This is a genomic window from Delftia sp. ASV31, assembly GCF_016428765.1.
Classification (GTDB): domain Bacteria; phylum Pseudomonadota; class Gammaproteobacteria; order Burkholderiales; family Burkholderiaceae_C; genus Comamonas; species Comamonas acidovorans.
In genome coordinates, this window is sequence record NZ_JAELTK010000016.1 from 27,608 (window position 1) to 45,091 (window position 17,484).

A 17,484-nucleotide genomic window follows, 5' to 3' on the forward strand; every position below is an offset into this window, starting at 1 on the left:
AACCCCCTTCAATTCATGACGAAGCCGCCGTTGACGGGCAGCACCTGCCCCGTCACGAAGCGCGCGCCATCGGACAGCGCATAGGCCACGGCGCCCGACACATCCTCGGGCCGCTGCTCGCGCTGCAGCGCGCGCTGGTCGATGTACAGGCGGTGGCGGTGCTCGGGCACGTACTCCGTGGCCTCCACCAGCACCAGGCCCGGCGCCACGGCGTTGATGGTGATGCCGTCGGCGCCCAGCTCGCGCGCCATGGAACGCGTCATGGCCATCACCGCGCCCTTGCTGGCCACATAGGCCATCAGGTTCGGGGCGCCCCACATCGCGGTGTCGGAAGCCAGGTTGACGATGGCGCCCCGGCCGCTGTCACGCAGCGCGGCGCGGCAGGCCCGCGTCATCAGCCACACGCCGCGCACGTTCACGTTCATCACCTGGTCCCACTTGTCCAGATCGATGTCGTCCATGCCCTTGCCGCCCGAATCGGTCACGGCCGCGTTGTTCACCAGGCCGTCCAGCCCGCCCAGCGCCTGCACGGCCTGCTGCGCGCAGCGCTCTATCGACTCCGGATTGCCTGCATCCAGCCCGAAGCCATGGGCCTCGAAGCCCTGCGCACGCAGCCGGGCCACGGACTCGGCCAGCAGCTCCTCGCGCAGATCGGCCATGGCGACACGCGCGCCCTGCTCGCAAAAGGCCTTGGCGAACGCAAAGCCCAGGCCGCGCGCCGAGCCTGTGACGAGGATGCGGCGGCCGGCAAGCTGGCCTGTGGAGGGCGTGGTGTTCATGGCGTACCTCAATCGAAGGGGGTTTGTGTCTGTTTCAAATTTGAAATGACACTTTTTTCTTGAAACAAGCGTGAGTTTAGGACTGATGGTTCGGGGTGGGATTGGGGAAAACACGGAGGCGTGTGGGAAATGGATGACAGAGGTGTGTCTGGGTGTGTTTTGGATGGGGGCTTTTTACGGCTTGTGAGGACATGCCCGCCCTGCGGGCGGGAGCCGGGTTTCGGCCCGGCGGCCGACCTACTTTCTTATCGCGCGATAAGAAAGTAGGCAAAGAAACGCGCCCGAATGCCCGCGACCCCTGCGCTTCGCTCCGGGGCAACCTGCGTCGTGGCGGTTGCGGGGTTCGCTGCGGAACTCGCTGCGTTCACTGCGTGAACTCCGCTCAGACAACCGCAGCGAGTCAGTTGACGAAGCAGTCCTGTCCTTCGGCAGGACTGCAACCCCGCAACCACCACGCCGCAGGCGCGTTCATACGGGGAGTGGGTGCGGGCCGTCGCTTCGCTCGGCCTGGGGTTTGAGGCGGGGTTGTGGAATGCCTCTATGATTTCGGTGGCCCCCTGTTACGGGGCTGGTGCTTGAAAACACCATCAACACACAGCGGCAGAGCCTCCCCGAAAGAGAGGCCTCGTCACGTCTGAACACTTGGACAGTGGGCATCGCACCCGCACGTCCACACGGTTTTGGATGGGATGGGGCTACCCGCAAGGCTGCCCGCACGTCTGTGTGCGTGTTTTCAACATCCCATCCACCCTTTCTGCGCTTGAAAACGCAGGTCGGGTGTTTCCGTCTCGCACAGGAGTACGAAAACATGAACGATCAGCGCACCGCTCTTCCCACGCGCGCCAGCTTCGAGCAACTGGCTCGCACCATCACCGACACCAATGGATGGGTACAGGAAGGCTGCAACGAAATATGGGCCCTGGCCCAACTTGTGTTGGCCAGCCTCAATGCACCAGAAGACTTGCGACGTCCGCAAGCCATGGCTCACGCACTGCGCGCCATCCGCGACGGCGCTGAGTCACTGGCCGACTATGTGCAAGGCGAAGCCAGAAGCGTAGGTTGCGACCACACTCAAAGCCCATAGCCACGAGTGCGGCCACATCCGGCCGAGCGCAGCGAAGGCCCGAGCAAACTCCCCGTATGTCAGCGCCTGCGTCGGGCCGCCTGCGGGGTTGCAAGCCTGCCGAAGGACAGGCTTGCTTCGTCATCTGACTCGCCGTGATTGTCTGAACGTAGCGCGCAGCGCGAAGTGAGTTTCACGGCGAACCCCGCAGGTGGCCCGACGCAGGTTGCCCCGTAGCGCAGCGAAGGGGTCGCGGACATTCGGGGTGCTTTTCTTTGCCTACTTTCTTGTAGCAAGACAAGAAAGTAGGTCGGCCGCCGGGCCGAAACCCGGCCTCGAAAAACACCCCCCCGGCAGGATCAAAAAACGCCCCCGCCAGGGTAAAAAATCAAACAGCAAGCCGCCGCAAAAACCCATCAACAACCCGCAACGCATACCGACTCGCCACCACCCTCACAAACTCCGCAAAGTCCACATGCGCACTGTCATCCGCCCGATCGGAAACCGTCCGCATGGCCGCAAACGGCACGCCATAGTCCAGGCAGGCCTGCGCCACGGCGGCGCCTTCCATTTCCACCGCCAGCACCTCATGCCCTGCAGCACGCAGGCCCTGCGCCAGCGCGGAAGAGGCGCCCGCCGTGCCCACGAACTGGTCACCGCTGGCAATCAGCCCCTGGTGCGCGCGCGGCGCCGTGGTGGCGTGGGCGGCGCGCAGGTCTTCGCCCGCCTCGGCCACGCAGGCCTGGGCAGCTGCCAGCAGCGCGGCGGTCATTTCAGGGTCGCAGGGCAGGCGCGTGCGTCCGTAGCCGGGCATTTCCCAGCGCGGGAAGATGGGCGAGGCGTCCAGGTCGTGCTGCAGGTATTCGTCGGCCACGACGACATCGCCCACGCGCACGCCTTCGCCCAGGCCACCGGCGACGCCGGTGAAGGCGATGCGGCGCACGCCGAAGCGCTCGATCAGCGCCGTGGCCGTGGTGGCCGCCGCCACCTTGCCTATGCCCGACAGCGCGCAGACCACGTCGTGCCCATGCAGGCGCCCGCGCCAGAACATGCGGCCGGCGTGGGCCGTGCCCTGGGCGTCGGACAGGGCATGGACCAGGCCTTCCTGTTCCTGCGGCAGGGCACTGAGGATGGCGATGGTCATGGTGGCTTCTCTTTCAACGTTTCAACGGCACAGGCAAAAAGCAAAGGCGGCCCGGGGGCCGCCTGCGGGGCGAAAGCGCCCATTGTGCCGCGAGCCTGTGCCCGGTGCGGCTCAGATGGCGATGGCCGTGGCCTGGTTGAGCACGGCGCGCACCACGCTGTAGACGGTGAGGGCCGAGGTCTTGGGGTTGGCCTCCAGCGGCTTGCCGCGCATGGTCAATTCCATGGACCCGAAGGCGCCGCGCGCGGCCACATGGTGCACGTTCTCGTCCACGGCCGGGTCGGCGTACAGGCGCACCGTGGTGCGGTCCAGGCCCATGCCGGCCAGCGACAGGGTGGCGGCCACGTTGGCGTTCTTGGGGTAGAGCTGGGCGGCCTCGCGTGCGCTGCCTTCGAAGATGCAGAAGGCTTCCTTGAGGCTGGCGAGGTCGCAGCGCTGTTCTGCGGGCGTGCCGGTCCAGGCCAGGGGCGGCTTGCGGCCGGTGTAGACCACTTCGTCCAGGCCGCCGATGCGGGCTGCGGCCAGCGCATCCACGCCGCCGATGGCGCCCGACAGCAATTGCACCTGGGTGCCTCCGGCCTCGGCCGCGGCCTGCACGGCCTCGGCCATGCCGGGGGCGCTGAGTGCGCCGATGGAGGCCACGACGGCAGGAATGCCACGCTGCAGGGCGGGCAGCACATGCTCTTCGATGGCGGTATGGCCTGCGCATTCGACGATGAGGTCGGGCCGGTCTTCCGCCGCCAGCGCAGGCAGTGCGCGCGCCTGGGGCGCATGCCGGGCCAGGGTGGCGCGCACGGCGTCCGTCACTTCGGGCACAAGCACCCAGCCCACCTGCACCGCGGCATGGCCCTTGAGCAGTTCGAGCACGCTGGCGCCAATCGCACCGCAGCCAATCACAGCAATATTCATCGTCATTTCTTTCTGAGCAAGAACGCGCTGAAGGCCGGTGGGGGCACCGTCTCCTCAGCGCAGAAAACCAGGATGCTGGGTGCGCAGGTGGCCCGTCAGTTCGACGGCGGCCTCGCGCACCTGTTCCACCCAGTGCGCCATGCGCCCGGGTGCGATTTCGGTAAAGGCCACGGCCATGCCCAGGCCCGCGATGATGCGGCCCTGCGCATCGCGCACGGGTGCGGCAATGCTGGAGACGCCGGGCTCGTAGAAGCCCTCGCCCATGGCGTAGCCGCGCTCGCGGTCCTGCAGCAGCAGCTGCTGCAGTTGCTGCACGTCACGCGGCGTGCTTTCCGAGAATTGCGGCAGTTCGCTGCCGCCGAAGAGTTCGCGCAGCTGGTCTGCGTCCATGTCCTGCAGCAGGGCGCGGCCCAGCACGGTGGCATGGGCCGGCAGGCGCGAGCCCACGCGCACGGCGCCCTGGAAGGCGCCGGCCGGCGCAATGCGCGCCACGTAGACCACGGAGGTGCCGTCCAGCAGCGCCAGGTTGGTGGTGAAGCCCAGGCGCTCGCACAGCGCCTGCAGCACGGGCTCGGCCAGTTGGGCCAGCGGCTGGGTGGACAGGTAGTCGTAGCCCAGGCGCAGCACGGACAGGCCCAGCCGGTACTCGGTGCCCGAGCGTTGCAGATACCCCATGTTCTCCAGCGTCGTCAGCATCCGGAACACCGTGGAACGCGGCAGCGCCAGGGTGCGCGCCAGGTCGGGCGCGCTCCACACGGGCTGCGAAGGCGTGAAGCAGGCCAGCAGGCGCAGGCCGCGCTCCAGCGCGGGGACGGTGTAGCGGTCGTTGTCGTTCGAGAGGGTTTCGGAGGTGTCGCTCATCGCAATTCGGGCCGGTAGGCCATCAGGTCAGCAGGGTGGCCAGCCTCTGTGCGACATCCGCAGGTTGTTCGACGACAGAGGCATGGCCGGCTGCCGCAAGCGTAACGTACCGCGCGCCCAGCCTTGCGGCCCAGGCCGCGCAGGCAGCGGGCGGAGTGACCACGTCGTGCTCGCCCACCCAGACCTCGACCGGCATGGCCAGTTGCCCCGCCGCCTGCCCCAGGTCACTGCCGCACAGCAGCTCCACGGCCTGGGCGTAGCCGGCAGCATGCAGGCGCGCTGTGTTCCAGCGCACCCATTGGCGCACGGGCTCGGGCGCGGCGGGCGAGACCAGGCGCTGGTCGATGGCGGCGGCCAGGCCTTCGATGCCTTTTTCCAGCAGGGCCGCAAGACGGCCCTGGCGTACCTTGGCCTGCTGCTCGCCCATGCCGGGTGCGCCATAGCCGCCAGCGGGGCTGATCAGCACCAGTTGCTGCACGCGCCCGGCACCGGCCTGCACCGCCCAGGGCGTGCCCATGAGCGCACCCAGCGAGTGGCCCACCAGCAGGCAGCGGCGCACGCCCAGCGCCTGCAGCGACTGCTCCAGCACGCGGGCGTAGTCGGCGCCCGTGGGCGCGTCGGGTGCCAGCGGCGTGGAGCGGCCATAGCCGGGCGCGTCCCAGGCCAGCACACGCGTGCGCGGCGCCAGCGCCAGGGCCACGTCCAGCCAGGAGGCGGCGCCCGAGCTGATGCCGTGCAGCATCACCACGGCAAAGTCCGAGGCCGTGTCGCCGGCCTCGCGCCAGGCGACCTGGGCGCCACCGGGCAGGGCGATGAGATGTTCGGGGAACTGCGCCTGAAGGCGCTGCTCCATGCATGCTGTTACCGAGGGGGTCATTTCAGTTATCCATGGCGATGGCATGGCCCTTCAGCCATGAGACTGGCACGATCCAAGCCAGGGACAGCAAGCAAGGGCCTGCGCCGGCTGCACCGCCCCGCCGCGAGGCTGTCGTCCCCCTTTCAAGGGGGAAGGCGCGAAGCGCCTCAGGGGGTGCTCCATTTCTAACGTTTGATTTTTGCCAGAGGGTGTTCTGGGGGATAGGTGGGCGTGATGGGCTTCTTGGCGCCCAGCATCACGCACATCAGCGCGTCTTCGTCGCCGATGTTGATTTCCTCGCGGTACACGCCGGGCGGCACGGAGACCACGTCGCGGTCGGTGAGGATGGTCTCGAAGCGCTGGCCGTCCTTCTCCAGCACGAGCTTGAGCTTGCCGCGGATCAGGAAGAAGACTTCCTCCACATCGGTGTGCAGGTGCGAGGGGCCTTCATTGCCGGCCGGGATGACCATGGTGGAGAAGGTGAAGTGCTCGGCCGGGATGGTGTTGCTGTCCGCAGCCACGCCCGTGCCGCCCGTGCCGATGTAGCGCATCTGGCCACGGCGGTACTTGGGGTCGAAGTCGGCCTGGAACTTCAGAGCATCGAAGTCGTACTTGCGCGTGGAAAATCGCGCCACGCGCGATTCCATCCATTGTTCGAAGCTGGAGCCTTCGGGCTGGTCCCAGGTGCGGGGCGTGTTCTGAGCGGATTCGGACATGTGTCTCTCCATCAACGTCGGTGGATCATGGCGGGGAAGGCGCCATTTGTTTTATCCATGAATCACAGTTCATGGGGTAAAACAATTATAGGAAGATTGATCGCATGCAACAAGGGCCGCCATGCAGGAGCATGGGCGGCCCTTTCCATCCGGTGCACAAGATCCCGGCTGCGCCGGCAATGGACTCATTCGCAGGGGATCTCCAGCCCGACCTTCACGCGGTCCAGCGCCACGATGGTCTTGAACCATTTGACGTTGGGGTTCTCGGCAAACAGGCGCCGCGCCAGGGCCTCGTACTCCTGCATGGTGGCCACGGTGAGCACGAGCACGAAGTCCACCTCGCCCGTGACGTAGTAGCACTGCTGGACCTCGGGCACGGCGAAGTGCGACTTCATAGCGTTGAGCGCGTCGATGCTGGTGCGCTCGGTCATGACCTCCACGATGATGGTGATGGGCCGGCCCACGCGCGTGGGGTCCACGGTGGCGGCCTGGCCGGTGATCACGCCTGCTGCTGGCCGCCGTGCACAACAGCGCCGCCGGGCATGCGGCACTGGGCTCCCTGTCCATCGTGATGCTGGTGCTGGGCCTGGCACGGACCAATGCCCAGGAAGAGGGAGAACTCGTGCGCTTCGGCTTTGCGCTGGCCTGCCTCAATGCGGCGGCCGTGGCGCTGGCGGCGCTGGCGGCGTTGGTCATGGCGGGTCTGGGCGTGTTCTGAAGACGTGCTCCCTTCCAATGAAAAGAGGCGCCGCAGCGCCTCTTTTCAAACACGGCAAGCCGCCCGCGTTACTTGCTGTCGCGCAGCTCCCGGCGCAGGATCTTGCCCACCGGGGTCTTGGGCAGCTCGGTGCGGAACTCGATCACGCGGGGCCGCTTGTAGCCCGTAAGGTTGTCGTGGCAGAAGTCGCGCACGGCCTGTTCGGTGAGGCTGTCGTCCTTGCGCACGATGACCAGCTTGACGGCCTCGCCGGTCTTCTCGTCGGGCACGCCGACCACGGCGCATTCGAGCACGCCGGGGCAGTTGGAGACCACGTCTTCCACTTCATTGGGATAGACGTTGAAGCCGCTGACCAGGACCATGTCCTTCTTGCGGTCCACGATCTTGAAGTAGCCGCGCTCGTCCATGGTGCCTATGTCGCCGGTGCGGAAATATCCGTCGGCGGTGAAGACCTTGGCGGTTTCGTCGGGGCGCTGCCAGTAGGCGGCCATGACCTGCGGGCCCTTGATGGCCAGTTCACCGCGCGCGCCCAGTTCGGTCACGTCGTTGCCGTCGTCATCGACCAGCTTGAGATAGGTGCTGGGCAAGGGCACGCCGATGGTGCCCGAGAACTCGGTGGAGGTGACCGGGTTGCAGCTGACCGTGGGGCTGGTCTCCGACAGGCCATAGCCCTCGCAGATGGGGCAGCCGGTCTTTTGCAGCCACAGCTGGGCCACGGCACTTTGCACGGCCATGCCGCCGCCGACCGAGACCTTCAGGTGCGACCAGTCCACGGTATTGAAGTCCGGGTGGTTGGCCAAGCCGTTGAACAGCGTGCTCACGGCGGGGAAGCTGTGAAAGCGCTGCGTGGACAGCTGCTTGAGCGTGGCCTTGAGGTCGCGCGGATTGGGGATCAGGATGGTCTTTCCGCCCGTGCGCATGGACAGCATCATGTTCACCGTGAAGGCGAAGATGTGGTACAGCGGCAGCGCGCAGATGCTGGTGGGCTGCTCGCCGGCCGGCACCTTTCCCATGGCAGGCAGGTTCCAGGCCTCGGACTGCAGCACGTTGGCGATGATGTTGCTGTGCAGCAGCACGGCGCCCTTGCTCACGCCCGTGGTGCCGCCCGTGTACTGCAGCAGGGCCATGTCGGAGGCCTGCAGCTGCGGCGCCTGGAAGGGCGAGCGCATGCCCTTGGACAGCGCGTCGTTGAAGCGCACGGCCCCCGGCAGCGAGAACGGCGGCACCAGCTTCTTGACCTTGCGCACCACGTAATTGACGATGGCGCCCTTGAGCATGCCCAGCTGGTCGCCCATGGTGCACAGCACCATGTGCTGCACGGGCGTGGCGGCCTTGCAGGCCTGCAGCGTATGGGCGAAGTTCTCGATGATGACGATGGCCTTGGCGCCCGAGTCCTTGAGCTGGTGCTCCAGCTCGCGCGCCGTGTACAGCGGGTTGACGTTGACCACGACGAAGCCCGCGCGCAGCACGGCGGCCACGGCCACGGGGTACTGGGGAATGTTGGGCATCATCAGCGCCACGCGGTCGCCGCGGGCCAGGCCCAGGCTCTGCAGATAGGCGGCGAAGGCGCGGCTTTGCGCATCGACCTGCGAGTAGGTCAGCTCCTTGCCCATGAAGGAATAGGCCACGCGGTCCGCGTAGCGGCTGAAGGCCTCCTCCATCAGGGCCACCAGCGAGGGGTATTGGGAGGGATCGATGTCGGCGGGCACACCTGCCGGATAGGCACCCAGCCATGGGCGGTCACTCATGCTGCTCGTCTCCTGGTTTCTCGATTGAACGTGCATTCTCATAAAAAGCACGGTCGTTCGATACTGTGATAACCCTAGTACTACCCCTAGGGTCACCATTGCGTTGCTCCAGGTCAAAGCCCGCCGGGCCGCGCAGGCCCCCGATACCAGCCCCGCTCAATCCCAGGCGGGAGCCAGGCCGTCAGGGCTGACCTGGCGGTCGCCGCGTTCCAGCGCGGCGATGCGCTGCATGTCTTCGGCGCCCAGCACCAGCCGGCAGCTGTCCAGGTTGGCCTGCAGGTGGGCGCGCTGGGTGGACGAGGGAATGACGGCATAGCCCATGGCCATGGCCCAGGCCAGCGCCACCTGGGCGGGCGTGGCACCGTGGGTGGCGGCGATGTCGGCCAGCACGGGATCGGCCAGCAGCTTGCCGTAGCCCAGCGTCATGTACGAGGTGGTGTGAATGCCCTGCTGGCGTGCGAAGTCGGTGACGGCGCGGTTTTGCAGATAGGGGCTCAGTTCGATCTGGTTGGTGGCGATGTTCGCGGCGCCCACGGCGGCAATGGATTGCTGCAGCAGCGCGATGTTGAAGTTGGACACGCCGATGTGGCGCGTCAGCCCCTGCTCCCTGGCGCGCATGAGCGCGCCCAGGCTGTCCTCCAGCGGCACGCTGCGCGAGGGCCAGTGGATCAGCGTCAGCTCCACATGGTCGGTGCGCAGGGCCTCAAGGCTGCGCTCCAGGCTGGGGATCAGCGCGTCGGCGGACAGGTTCTCGGTCCAGATCTTGGTGGTGAGGAAGAGCTGATCGCGCGACACGGCGCTGGCGGCGATGGCGGCACCCACATCGGCCTCATTGCCGTAGATCTGGGCGGTGTCGATGGCGCGGTAGCCCACCTCCAGGGCCTGGCCCACGGAGTGGCGCACCACCTCATCCTTGAGGCGGAAGGTGCCCAGGCCGAACGCGGGCACCACGGAAGCGAGAGAGGCAGTCGATGTCATGCAGGTCTTTCAAAAAGCAAACAAGGCGCGGAACCACGCCCCGAAGACTGCAGTCTGGCGGGTTAACGCTTGCAGATAAAGCCTGGTATCAGCAGAAAATATTTGACGCTGCAGCAACAATTGCGCCAAGCTGGCGCCCCATGAAAACCACCCTGGACGAGTTGCAGGCCTTTCGCGCCGTGATCGACTGCGGCAGCATCACGGCGGCAGCCGAGCAGTTGGGACAGACCACCTCGGGCATCAGCCGCAGCCTGTCGCGCCTGGAGAAAAAACTGGCCACCACCCTGGTGCGGCGCACCACGCGCAGCCTGGAACTGACCGAGGAAGGCGAGCGCTTCCTGGCCCGCGCGCGCGAGGTGCTGCAGGCCCTGGACGCGGCCGAGGAGGAACTGGCCGCGCGGCGCCAGGCGCCGGCCGGGCTGCTGCGCGTCAACGCGGCCTCGCCCTTCATGCTGCATGCCATCGTGCCGCTGGTCGGCGAGTTCCGCGCGCTCTATCCGCTGATCACGCTGGAGCTGAACACCGATGACCTGCACATCGACCTGCTGGCCCAGCGCACCGACATCGCCATCCGCATCGGCGAGCTGCGCGACTCCACGCTGCATGCTCGGCTGCTGTGCCACAGCGTGCTGCGCGTGCTGGCCAGCCCCGCCTACCTGCAGGCCCATGGCCCCGTGGCGAGCGTGGTCGCGCTGGCGCGCCACCAGCGCATTGGCAACAGCCAGGTGCCCGGCCTGAACCACTGGCCGCTGCGCACGCCCGAGGGCGGCGACCGCTGGGATGCCGCGCCCCAGCTCACGGCCTCCAGCGGCGAGACCATGCGCCAGCTGGCCCTGGCCGGCCAGGGCGTGGTCTGCCTGGCCGACTTCATGACCGTGCGCGATCGCGCCCAGGGCGAACTGGTGCAGGTGCTGGCGCGCGAGACCGTGCAGCAGCGCCAGCCCATCCACGCCGTCTACTACCGCAACACGGCCCTGGCCGCGCGCATCACGGCCTTCCTGGACTTTCTCGCGCAGCGCATGGCGCAGTCCTGAGGGCCCTGTGACGTCCGCCTGAACGGCCTGAACGGCTTGGTCGGCCCGTTCGGCTTGTGCATGCAGGGCGCATGCATATGCGTTTTGCTTCGTTGCCGCAGGGCCGGCGGCTTTACAGAATCCGGGATTAGCCGCAGCAGGCATGGGCCGGCTGCGGCCGGAGACCGTCTTGCCCCACCTGATCGAAAGCTTTGCCGACATGGCGCCCTTCGTGGCCCTGCGGCGCGACCTGCATGCCCACCCCGAGCTGGGCTTCGAGGAACACCGCACCTCGGCCATCGTGGCCGAACGCCTGGCCGCCTGGGGCGTGGAGGTGCACACCGGCCTGGCCGGCACGGGCGTGGTGGGCGTGGTGCGCGGCAGGCATACGGACGCACGCCACGGCACGCGCACCATCGGCCTGCGCGCCGACCTGGATGCGCTGCCGCTGCAGGAAGAAAACCGGTTCGCCCACCGCTCGCAGCACGCAGGCCGCATGCATGCCTGCGGCCATGACGGCCACACCACCATGCTGCTGGCCGCGGCCTGGCATCTGGCGCGCACGCGCGACTTCGCGGGCACGGTGCACCTGATCTTTCAGCCGGCCGAAGAGATGGGCAAGGCCGGGGCACGCAGGATGATCGACGAAGGCCTGTTCGAGCGCTTTCCCTGCGATGCGGTCTTCGCCCTGCACAACTTCGCGCTGGACCGCGTGGGCAGCTTCGCGCTCAACCCGGGCGCGCTCATGGCCTCCAGCAACACCTTCCGCATCGTGCTGCACGGGCAGGGCACGCATGCCTCGCTGCCGCACACGGGAATCGACCCGGTGGCCGCCACCATTGACCTGGCCCAGCAGCTGCAGACCCTGGTCGCGCGCCATGTGGATTCGCGCGAACGCGCGCTGCTGGCGGTGACGCAGATCCAGGGCTCGGACGCGCCCAACGTGATTCCCGACAGCGCCTGGGTGGGCGGCACGGTGCGCACCTTCTCCGTGGCGGCGCTGGACATCCTCGAAGCCGCCCTGCGCCGCCAGGCCGAGCACACGGCCCTGGCCCATGGCTGCAGGGCCGAGATCCATTTCCGGCGCGCCTCGCCGCCGCTGGTCAACCACGCGGCCGAGGCCGCCTTCGCCGCCGCCGTGATGCGCGAGATCGCGGGCGACGACGCCGTGGACACGCAGTTCCCCGGCGTGCTGGCGGCCGAGGACTTCGCCCACATGCTGCAGGCGCGGCCCGGCTGCTACGCCTTCATCGGCAACGGCCAGGGCGATCACCGACTGCCCGGCCATGGCGACGGCCCCTGCCTGATCCACAACCGCTCCTACGACTTCAACGACGACATCCTTGCCATCGGCGCCAGCTACTTCGTGCGGCTGGTGGAGCGGTGGCTTGCCGTCCCCCAGGAAACTTCCCCATGAAAACCTCTCACCCTTCTCCCGTCACCCGCCGCGTTCTGCTGGCAGCAGTCCTGGCCCTGGGACTGGCACCGGCCGTGCATGCCGAACGCGTGATCCGCATCGTCGTGCCCTTCGGCGCAGGCGCCACGCAAGACACGGTGGCACGCACCTTCAGCAATGAACTGGGCCAGGCCCTGGGCGCCACCGTGGTGGTGGAAAACCGGGCGGGCGCGGGTGGCAGCGTGGGCACGGCCCAGGTGGCCAAGTCCGCGCCGGACGGCAACACCCTGGTGCTGGCTGCGGCCAGCCACAACCTGGCCGGCCATCTGTACGCGAAGCTGCCCTATGACCCGCTCAAGGACTTCGTGGGCGTGTCCTTCCTGGGCCGCACGGGCTATGTGGTGGGCGTGCCGGCCGCCTCGGGCGTGCAGACCCTGGGCGAGCTGCTGCAGCGCGCCAGGGCCCAGCCGGGCCAGCTCAACTATGCGTCGGCCGGCAATGGCAGCGCCTCGCACCTGGCCTCGGCCTCGCTGGCCGCGCAGGCGGGCATCAAGCTGCAGCACATCCCCATGAAATCCACGGGCGACGCCACGACCGAACTGCTGGCCGGCCGCGTGCAGCTGGTCACGGGCGCCACCATCGGCATGCTGGCCTTCCAGAAGGATCCACGCGTGAAGCTGCTGGCCTACTCGGGCCAGCAACGGTCGCGCTTCCTGCCCGATTTGCCCACGGTGGCCGAGTCCGGCGTGCCCGGCTATGCCTTCGACTCCTGGCTGGGCCTGCTGGCACCGGCCGGCACGCCGCCCGCCGAAGTGGAGCGCATCAACACCGCCGTGCGCAAGGTGCTGGCCGAGCCCGTGGTGCAGGAGCGCCTGGCCCGCGTGGGCGTGGAAGCCGCCACCCTGCCGGCCGCCGAATTCCAGCGCCTGCTCAAGGACGACTGGGAAGCGTCCGGGCGCATCGTCAAGGCGGCCGACGTGCGCATCGAATAGTCACCCAGGCCAACAGTCACCCAGGCCGTCACAGCAGCTTGGTACCCAGCGGCACCTCGCGGTCGGGCACGCACAGCGCCACCTCGCCGTTCTCGTTGTGGAATCCCGTGACCAGGCATTCCGAGCGCATGGGCCCGATCTGCTTGCTGGGAAAGTTCAGCACAGCCACCACCTGGCGGCCTATCAGTTCCTCGGGCCGGTACAGCGCCGTGATCTGGGCGCTGGACTTGCGCAGGCCCAGCGCCGGGCCGAAGTCGACCTGCAGCACATAGGCGGGTCGGCGCGCCTCCTTGAACACCTGGGCGTCCACGATGCGGCCCACGCGCAGCTCCACCTTGAGGAAGTCGTCAAAGCCAATGGTCTCGTGCAATGCGGATGAAGTAGTCATGCGGCCATGATGCCGCGCCGCCGGTGCCGGCTTTGTCGAGCAACGCTTGCAGTGCTAGACCTGGGCCGCCTCGCGCGCCCGCTTGGCGGCCAGCACGCGCTGGCGCCAGCGATACAGCGCAATCGCATAGCCCGTGCTGTGCCCCGCCATGAGCCCGAACACCGACAGTGTGAGCGGACTGGCAATGAACCCATGCAGGCCGGTATCGGCGCCCGGCGACAGCCAGGCCAGTTGCACCACGCGCCAGGCGATGCGCGCCAGGAACAGCAGGGACAGGGCAATGCCCAGATGGGTATGCGGCGTGTAGTACAGGCCCTGTGGAGTCGGTTCGAGCTGCGTGCGCGACCAGGCCCAGCGCGACAGCAGCCCGCCGCAGACCAGCCCGCCGCCCAGCGCCGCCAGCGCAGGCCAGTGGCCCCAGGCGACCCAGCCCACCAGGCCCAGCAGCACGGTGTAGATGCCCAGCGTGATCCAGGGCCGGTACTTGTTCGTGCGCTGGCGCCCCACGAGCCGCCGGTAACGCGCGTGCAGGCGCCAGACCAGCAGTGGCAGCAGCACGATCAGCGTGGTGGAACTCGCGTGGACAGCCATGGGAACCTCCGGTGTGGCGCACAAGCCGCCAGTGTCGCAGCTTCCATGAAAAAGGCCGGCATCGCGTCCGATGCCGGCCTGGTGCAGGGCCCTTCGACAGGCCCCGCAGCGGTTCGCGCCAGGATTACTTGGCGGCGACCACGCGCACCATTTCCAGGCACTTGTTCGAGTAGCCCCACTCGTTGTCGTACCAGGACACGACCTTCACGAAGGTCTTGTCCAGGGCGATGCCGGCTTCGGCATCGAACACCGAGGTGCAGGACTCGCCGCGGAAGTCCGTGGCCACGACCTTGTCTTCGGTGTAGCCCAGCACGCCCTTGAGCGCGCCTTGCGACTGGGCCTTCATTTCGGCGCAGATCTCTTCGTAGCTGGCTTCGCTGTTCAGCTCCACCGTCAGGTCCACCACCGACACGTCGGAGGTGGGCACGCGGAAGGACATGCCGGTCAGCTTCTTGTTGAGCTCGGGAATCACCACGCCCACGGCCTTGGCTGCGCCCGTGCTGGAGGGAATGATGTTTTCCAGGATGCCGCGGCCGCCGCGCCAGTCCTTGTTGCTGGGGCCGTCCACAGTCTTTTGCGTGGCGGTGGCAGCGTGCACGGTGGTCATCAGGCCGCGCTTGATGCCCCACTTGTCGTTGAGCACCTTGGCCACGGGAGCCAGGCAGTTGGTGGTGCAGGAGGCGTTGGAGATCACGTCCTGGCCGGCGTAGGTCTTGCAGTTCACGCCGAAGACGAACATCGGGGTGCTGTCCTTGGAAGGCGCGGACATGATGACCTTCTTGGCGCCGGCAGCCAGGTGCTTGCGTGCGGTCTCGTCGGTCAGGAACAGGCCGGTGGCCTCGATCACGATGTCGGCGCCGACTTCGCTCCACTTCAGGTTGGCGGGGTCGCGCTCCTGCGTCAGGCGGATGGTCTTGCCGTTGACGATCAGGTTGGAGCCCTCCACCGAGACCTCGCCCTTGAAACGGCCGTGCACGCTGTCGTACTTGAGCATGTAGGCCAGGTAGTCGGGCTCGAGCAGGTCGTTGATGCCCACGACTTCGATGTCGCTGAAGTTCTGCACGGCAGCGCGGAACACCATGCGGCCGATGCGGCCGAAGCCGTTGATACCGATCTTGATCGTCATATTTGCCTCTTGGATTGACGGATTGCGAAAAACGGAAAAACTGAAACGGTGAGGGCCAGGCCGGGCCTGGCGGGCGGCAAAAAGGGGCCACAGGCCCCTTCTCGCAGCTTTACTTGCCGGCGCGCTGCAGCGCAGCCTGCACGGTGTCGGCCACGTTCTCGGCCGTGAAGCCGAAGTGCTTGAACAGCACGGGCGCTGGAGCCGATTCGCCGTAGGTGTCGATGCCGACGACGGCGGCGCAGCCGTACTTCCACCAGAAGTCGGTCACGCCCATTTCCACGGCGATGCGCGGCAGGTTGGCCGGCAGCACCTGGCTCTTGTACTTGGCGTCCTGCTTGTCGAAGGTGGTGGTGCTGGGCATGGAGACCACGCGCACGGCGACCTTGCGCTCGGCCAGCAGCTTCTGGGCTGCCAGGGCCAGCTGCACTTCGGAGCCGGTGGCGATGATGACGGCCTGGGCCTTCTTGTTCAGGCCGACGGCCTTGGGCTCGGACAGCACGTAGGCGCCGCAGGCGATGTCGTCCAGCGCGTCTTCGGTCTTGGCTGCGTAGGCCAGGTTCTGGCGCGACAGCAGCAGGGCCGTGGGCTTGTTCTTCTGACTCAGGGCCACGGTCCAGGCGACGGCGGTTTCCGTGGTGTCTGCAGGGCGCCAGACATCCAGGCCCGGGATCAGGCGCAGCGAGGCGGCGTGCTCGATGGACTGGTGGGTGGGGCCGTCTTCGCCCAGGCCGATGGAGTCGTGCGTGAAGACGTGGACCACGCGCTGCTTCATCAGCGCGGCCATGCGGATGGCGTTGCGGCTGTAGTCGCTGAAGGTCAGGAAGGTGCCTGCGTAGGGGATGTAGCCGCCATGCAGGGCGATGCCGTTCATGATGGCGGCCATGCCGAACTCGCGCACACCGTAGTTGATGTGGCGGCCGATCTTGCCGTCTTCGGTCAGGACCACGGCACCCTTGTCGTCCACGCGCAGCGAAGGCGTGCTCTTGGTGTTGGTCAGGTTGGAGCCGGTCAGGTCGGCCGAGCCGCCCAGCAGTTCGGGCAGGGCTGCGGTCAGGCCTTCCAGGGCCAGCTGGCTGGCCTTGCGGCTGGCCACGGTGGCGCCTGCGTCATGCGCGTCGGAGGCGATCTGCGCGGCGATCTCGCCGAAGTTGGCAGGCAGGTCGCCGGCCATGCGGCGCGTGAAGTCGGCAGCCAGTTCGGGGAAGGCCTTGGCGTAGGCGGCGAACTTCCTGTTCCAGGCCGCTTCGGCCTTGGCGCCGGCGGCCTTGGCATCCCAGTCGCCGTAGACGCTGGCGGGGATGTCGAAGGGGCCGTGCTCCCAGCCCAGGGCCGCGCGGGTCAGCGCGATTTCCTCGGCGCCCAGGGGCTCGCCGTGGGCCTTGGCCGTGTCCTGGCGGTTGGGCGAGCCCTTGCCGATGCTGGTCTTGCAGCAGATCAGCGTGGGCTTGGAGCTGTTCTTCTTGGCAGCGGCGATGGCGGCATCGAGGGCCTGGACGTTGTGGCCGTCCACGTCGCGGATCACGTTCCAGCCATAGGCTTCGAAGCGGGCGGGCGTGTTGTCGATGAACCAGGGGGCGACCTTGCCGTCGATGGAAATGCCATTGTCGTCGTACAGCGCCACCAGCTTGCCCAGCTTCCAGGCGCCGGCCAGGGCCGCGGCCTCGTGGCTGATGCCCTCCATCAGGCAGCCGTCACCCAGGAACACGTAGGTGTGGTGGTCGACGATGGCGTGGCCGGGACGGTTGAATTCGGCAGCCAGCAGCTTTTCGGCCAGTGCGAAGCCCACGGCATTGGTGATGCCCTGGCCCAGCGGGCCGGTGGTGGTTTCCACGCCTGGGGTGATGCCCACTTCGGGGTGGCCGGCCGTCTTGCTGTGCAGTTGGCGGAAGTTCTTGAGCTCGTCGATCGGCAGCGCGTAGCCCGTGAGGTGCAGCAGCGCGTAGATCAGCATGGAGCCGTGGCCGTTGGACAGGATGAAGCGGTCACGGTCAGCCCATTGCGGGTTGACGGGGTTGTGCTTGAGGTGACGGCTCCACAGTGCCACGGCCATGTCGGCCATGCCCATGGGGGCGCCGGGGTGGCCGGAGTTGGCTTGTTGAACGGCATCCATTGCGAGTGCGCGGATCGCATTCGCCATTTGTTGAGTGTTGGCCATCAGGGCGCTCCGTGAAGGAGGGGGTAATCAAAATAAGCCGGCCATTTTAAA

General features: G+C 67.4%; 18 protein-coding genes. 5 read left to right on the top strand and 13 right to left on the bottom strand.

What is annotated here, in order from left to right:
- Nucleotides 1–8 precede the first annotated feature (8 nt).
- Entirely contained in the window at nt 9–779 is a 771-nt protein-coding gene (locus JHD82_RS08225) for an SDR family oxidoreductase (RefSeq protein ID WP_012202888.1), read from the bottom strand.
- Nucleotides 780–1,587: 808 nt separating this feature from the next.
- On the opposite strand from JHD82_RS08225, the gene JHD82_RS08230 reads away from it, so the two are divergent.
- Nucleotides 1,588–1,863, top strand: a complete 276-nt coding sequence (locus JHD82_RS08230) for a hypothetical protein (RefSeq protein WP_012202887.1) — start codon at nt 1,588–1,590, stop codon at nt 1,861–1,863.
- A gap of 367 nt (nt 1,864–2,230) precedes the next feature.
- On the opposite strand, the gene JHD82_RS08235 is transcribed toward JHD82_RS08230, so the two are convergent.
- From JHD82_RS08235 to JHD82_RS08260, 6 genes are all read right to left on the bottom strand, one after another.
- The gene (locus JHD82_RS08235; protein ID WP_012202885.1) at nt 2,231–2,986 is read right to left on the bottom strand and encodes a 5'-methylthioadenosine/adenosylhomocysteine nucleosidase; all 756 of its coding nucleotides are present in this window, start codon (nt 2,984–2,986) and stop codon (nt 2,231–2,233) included.
- Nucleotides 2,987–3,097: 111 nt separating this feature from the next.
- The gene (locus JHD82_RS08240) at nt 3,098–3,895 is read right to left on the bottom strand and encodes an aspartate dehydrogenase (protein ID WP_096914719.1); all 798 of its coding nucleotides are present in this window, start codon (nt 3,893–3,895) and stop codon (nt 3,098–3,100) included.
- Between the two features lie 54 nt (nt 3,896–3,949).
- Complete coding sequence (locus tag JHD82_RS08245; protein WP_012202883.1) at nt 3,950–4,756, bottom strand: IclR family transcriptional regulator; 807 nt, start codon at nt 4,754–4,756, stop codon at nt 3,950–3,952.
- Nucleotides 4,757–4,778: 22 nt separating this feature from the next.
- Entirely contained in the window at nt 4,779–5,633 is an 855-nt protein-coding gene (locus JHD82_RS08250; RefSeq protein ID WP_199135948.1) for an alpha/beta fold hydrolase, read from the bottom strand.
- A gap of 164 nt (nt 5,634–5,797) precedes the next feature.
- A complete protein-coding gene (locus JHD82_RS08255; RefSeq protein WP_016449821.1) occupies nt 5,798–6,328 on the bottom strand; it encodes a cupin domain-containing protein in 531 nt (176 codons plus the stop codon).
- 185 nt (nt 6,329–6,513) lie between these two features.
- Entirely contained in the window at nt 6,514–6,831 is a 318-nt protein-coding gene (locus JHD82_RS08260; protein ID WP_307838081.1) for an Lrp/AsnC family transcriptional regulator, read from the bottom strand.
- Between the two features lie 17 nt (nt 6,832–6,848).
- Here JHD82_RS08260 and JHD82_RS08265 point away from each other — a divergent pair, with 17 nt between their 5' ends.
- Nucleotides 6,849–7,046 carry a hypothetical protein gene (locus JHD82_RS08265; RefSeq protein WP_192812337.1) on the top strand — a complete coding sequence of 66 codons (198 nt, stop codon included), beginning with the start codon at nt 6,849–6,851 and terminating at the stop codon, nt 7,044–7,046.
- Nucleotides 7,047–7,114: 68 nt separating this feature from the next.
- Here the strand turns inward: JHD82_RS08265 and JHD82_RS08270 are convergent, their stop codons facing one another.
- Entirely contained in the window at nt 7,115–8,794 is a 1,680-nt protein-coding gene (locus JHD82_RS08270) for a long-chain-fatty-acid--CoA ligase (RefSeq protein WP_012202878.1), read from the bottom strand.
- A gap of 156 nt (nt 8,795–8,950) precedes the next feature.
- Entirely contained in the window at nt 8,951–9,772 is an 822-nt protein-coding gene (gene dkgB / locus JHD82_RS08275; RefSeq protein ID WP_199135949.1) for a 2,5-didehydrogluconate reductase DkgB, read from the bottom strand.
- 140 nt (nt 9,773–9,912) lie between these two features.
- On the opposite strand from dkgB, the gene JHD82_RS08280 reads away from it, so the two are divergent.
- From JHD82_RS08280 to JHD82_RS08290, 3 genes are all read left to right on the top strand, one after another.
- Nucleotides 9,913–10,806, top strand: coding sequence for a LysR family transcriptional regulator (locus JHD82_RS08280; protein WP_199135950.1), 894 nt, complete (start codon nt 9,913–9,915; stop codon nt 10,804–10,806).
- A gap of 142 nt (nt 10,807–10,948) precedes the next feature.
- Nucleotides 10,949–12,202, top strand: coding sequence for a M20 aminoacylase family protein (locus tag JHD82_RS08285; protein WP_199135951.1), 1,254 nt, complete (start codon nt 10,949–10,951; stop codon nt 12,200–12,202).
- Nucleotides 12,199–13,173, top strand: coding sequence for a tripartite tricarboxylate transporter substrate binding protein (locus JHD82_RS08290; RefSeq protein WP_199135952.1), 975 nt, complete (start codon nt 12,199–12,201; stop codon nt 13,171–13,173). The genes JHD82_RS08285 and JHD82_RS08290 overlap by 4 nt, the downstream gene beginning before the upstream one ends.
- 28 nt (nt 13,174–13,201) lie before the next feature.
- On the opposite strand, the gene JHD82_RS08295 is transcribed toward JHD82_RS08290, so the two are convergent.
- The 4 genes from JHD82_RS08295 to tkt all read right to left on the bottom strand — a co-directional run bounded on the left by JHD82_RS08295 (nt 13,202) and on the right by tkt (nt 17,433).
- Entirely contained in the window at nt 13,202–13,561 is a 360-nt protein-coding gene (locus tag JHD82_RS08295; protein WP_016449831.1) for a tRNA-binding protein, read from the bottom strand.
- 54 nt (nt 13,562–13,615) lie between these two features.
- On the bottom strand, nt 13,616–14,152 hold the full coding sequence (locus JHD82_RS30280) for a hypothetical protein (RefSeq protein WP_012202872.1): 537 nt from the start codon (nt 14,150–14,152) through the stop codon (nt 13,616–13,618).
- A gap of 124 nt (nt 14,153–14,276) precedes the next feature.
- A complete protein-coding gene (gap, locus tag JHD82_RS08305; protein WP_199135953.1) occupies nt 14,277–15,278 on the bottom strand; it encodes a type I glyceraldehyde-3-phosphate dehydrogenase in 1,002 nt (333 codons plus the stop codon).
- 109 nt (nt 15,279–15,387) lie between these two features.
- A complete protein-coding gene (tkt, locus tag JHD82_RS08310) occupies nt 15,388–17,433 on the bottom strand; it encodes a transketolase (protein WP_199135954.1) in 2,046 nt (681 codons plus the stop codon).
- Nucleotides 17,434–17,484 lie beyond the last annotated feature (51 nt).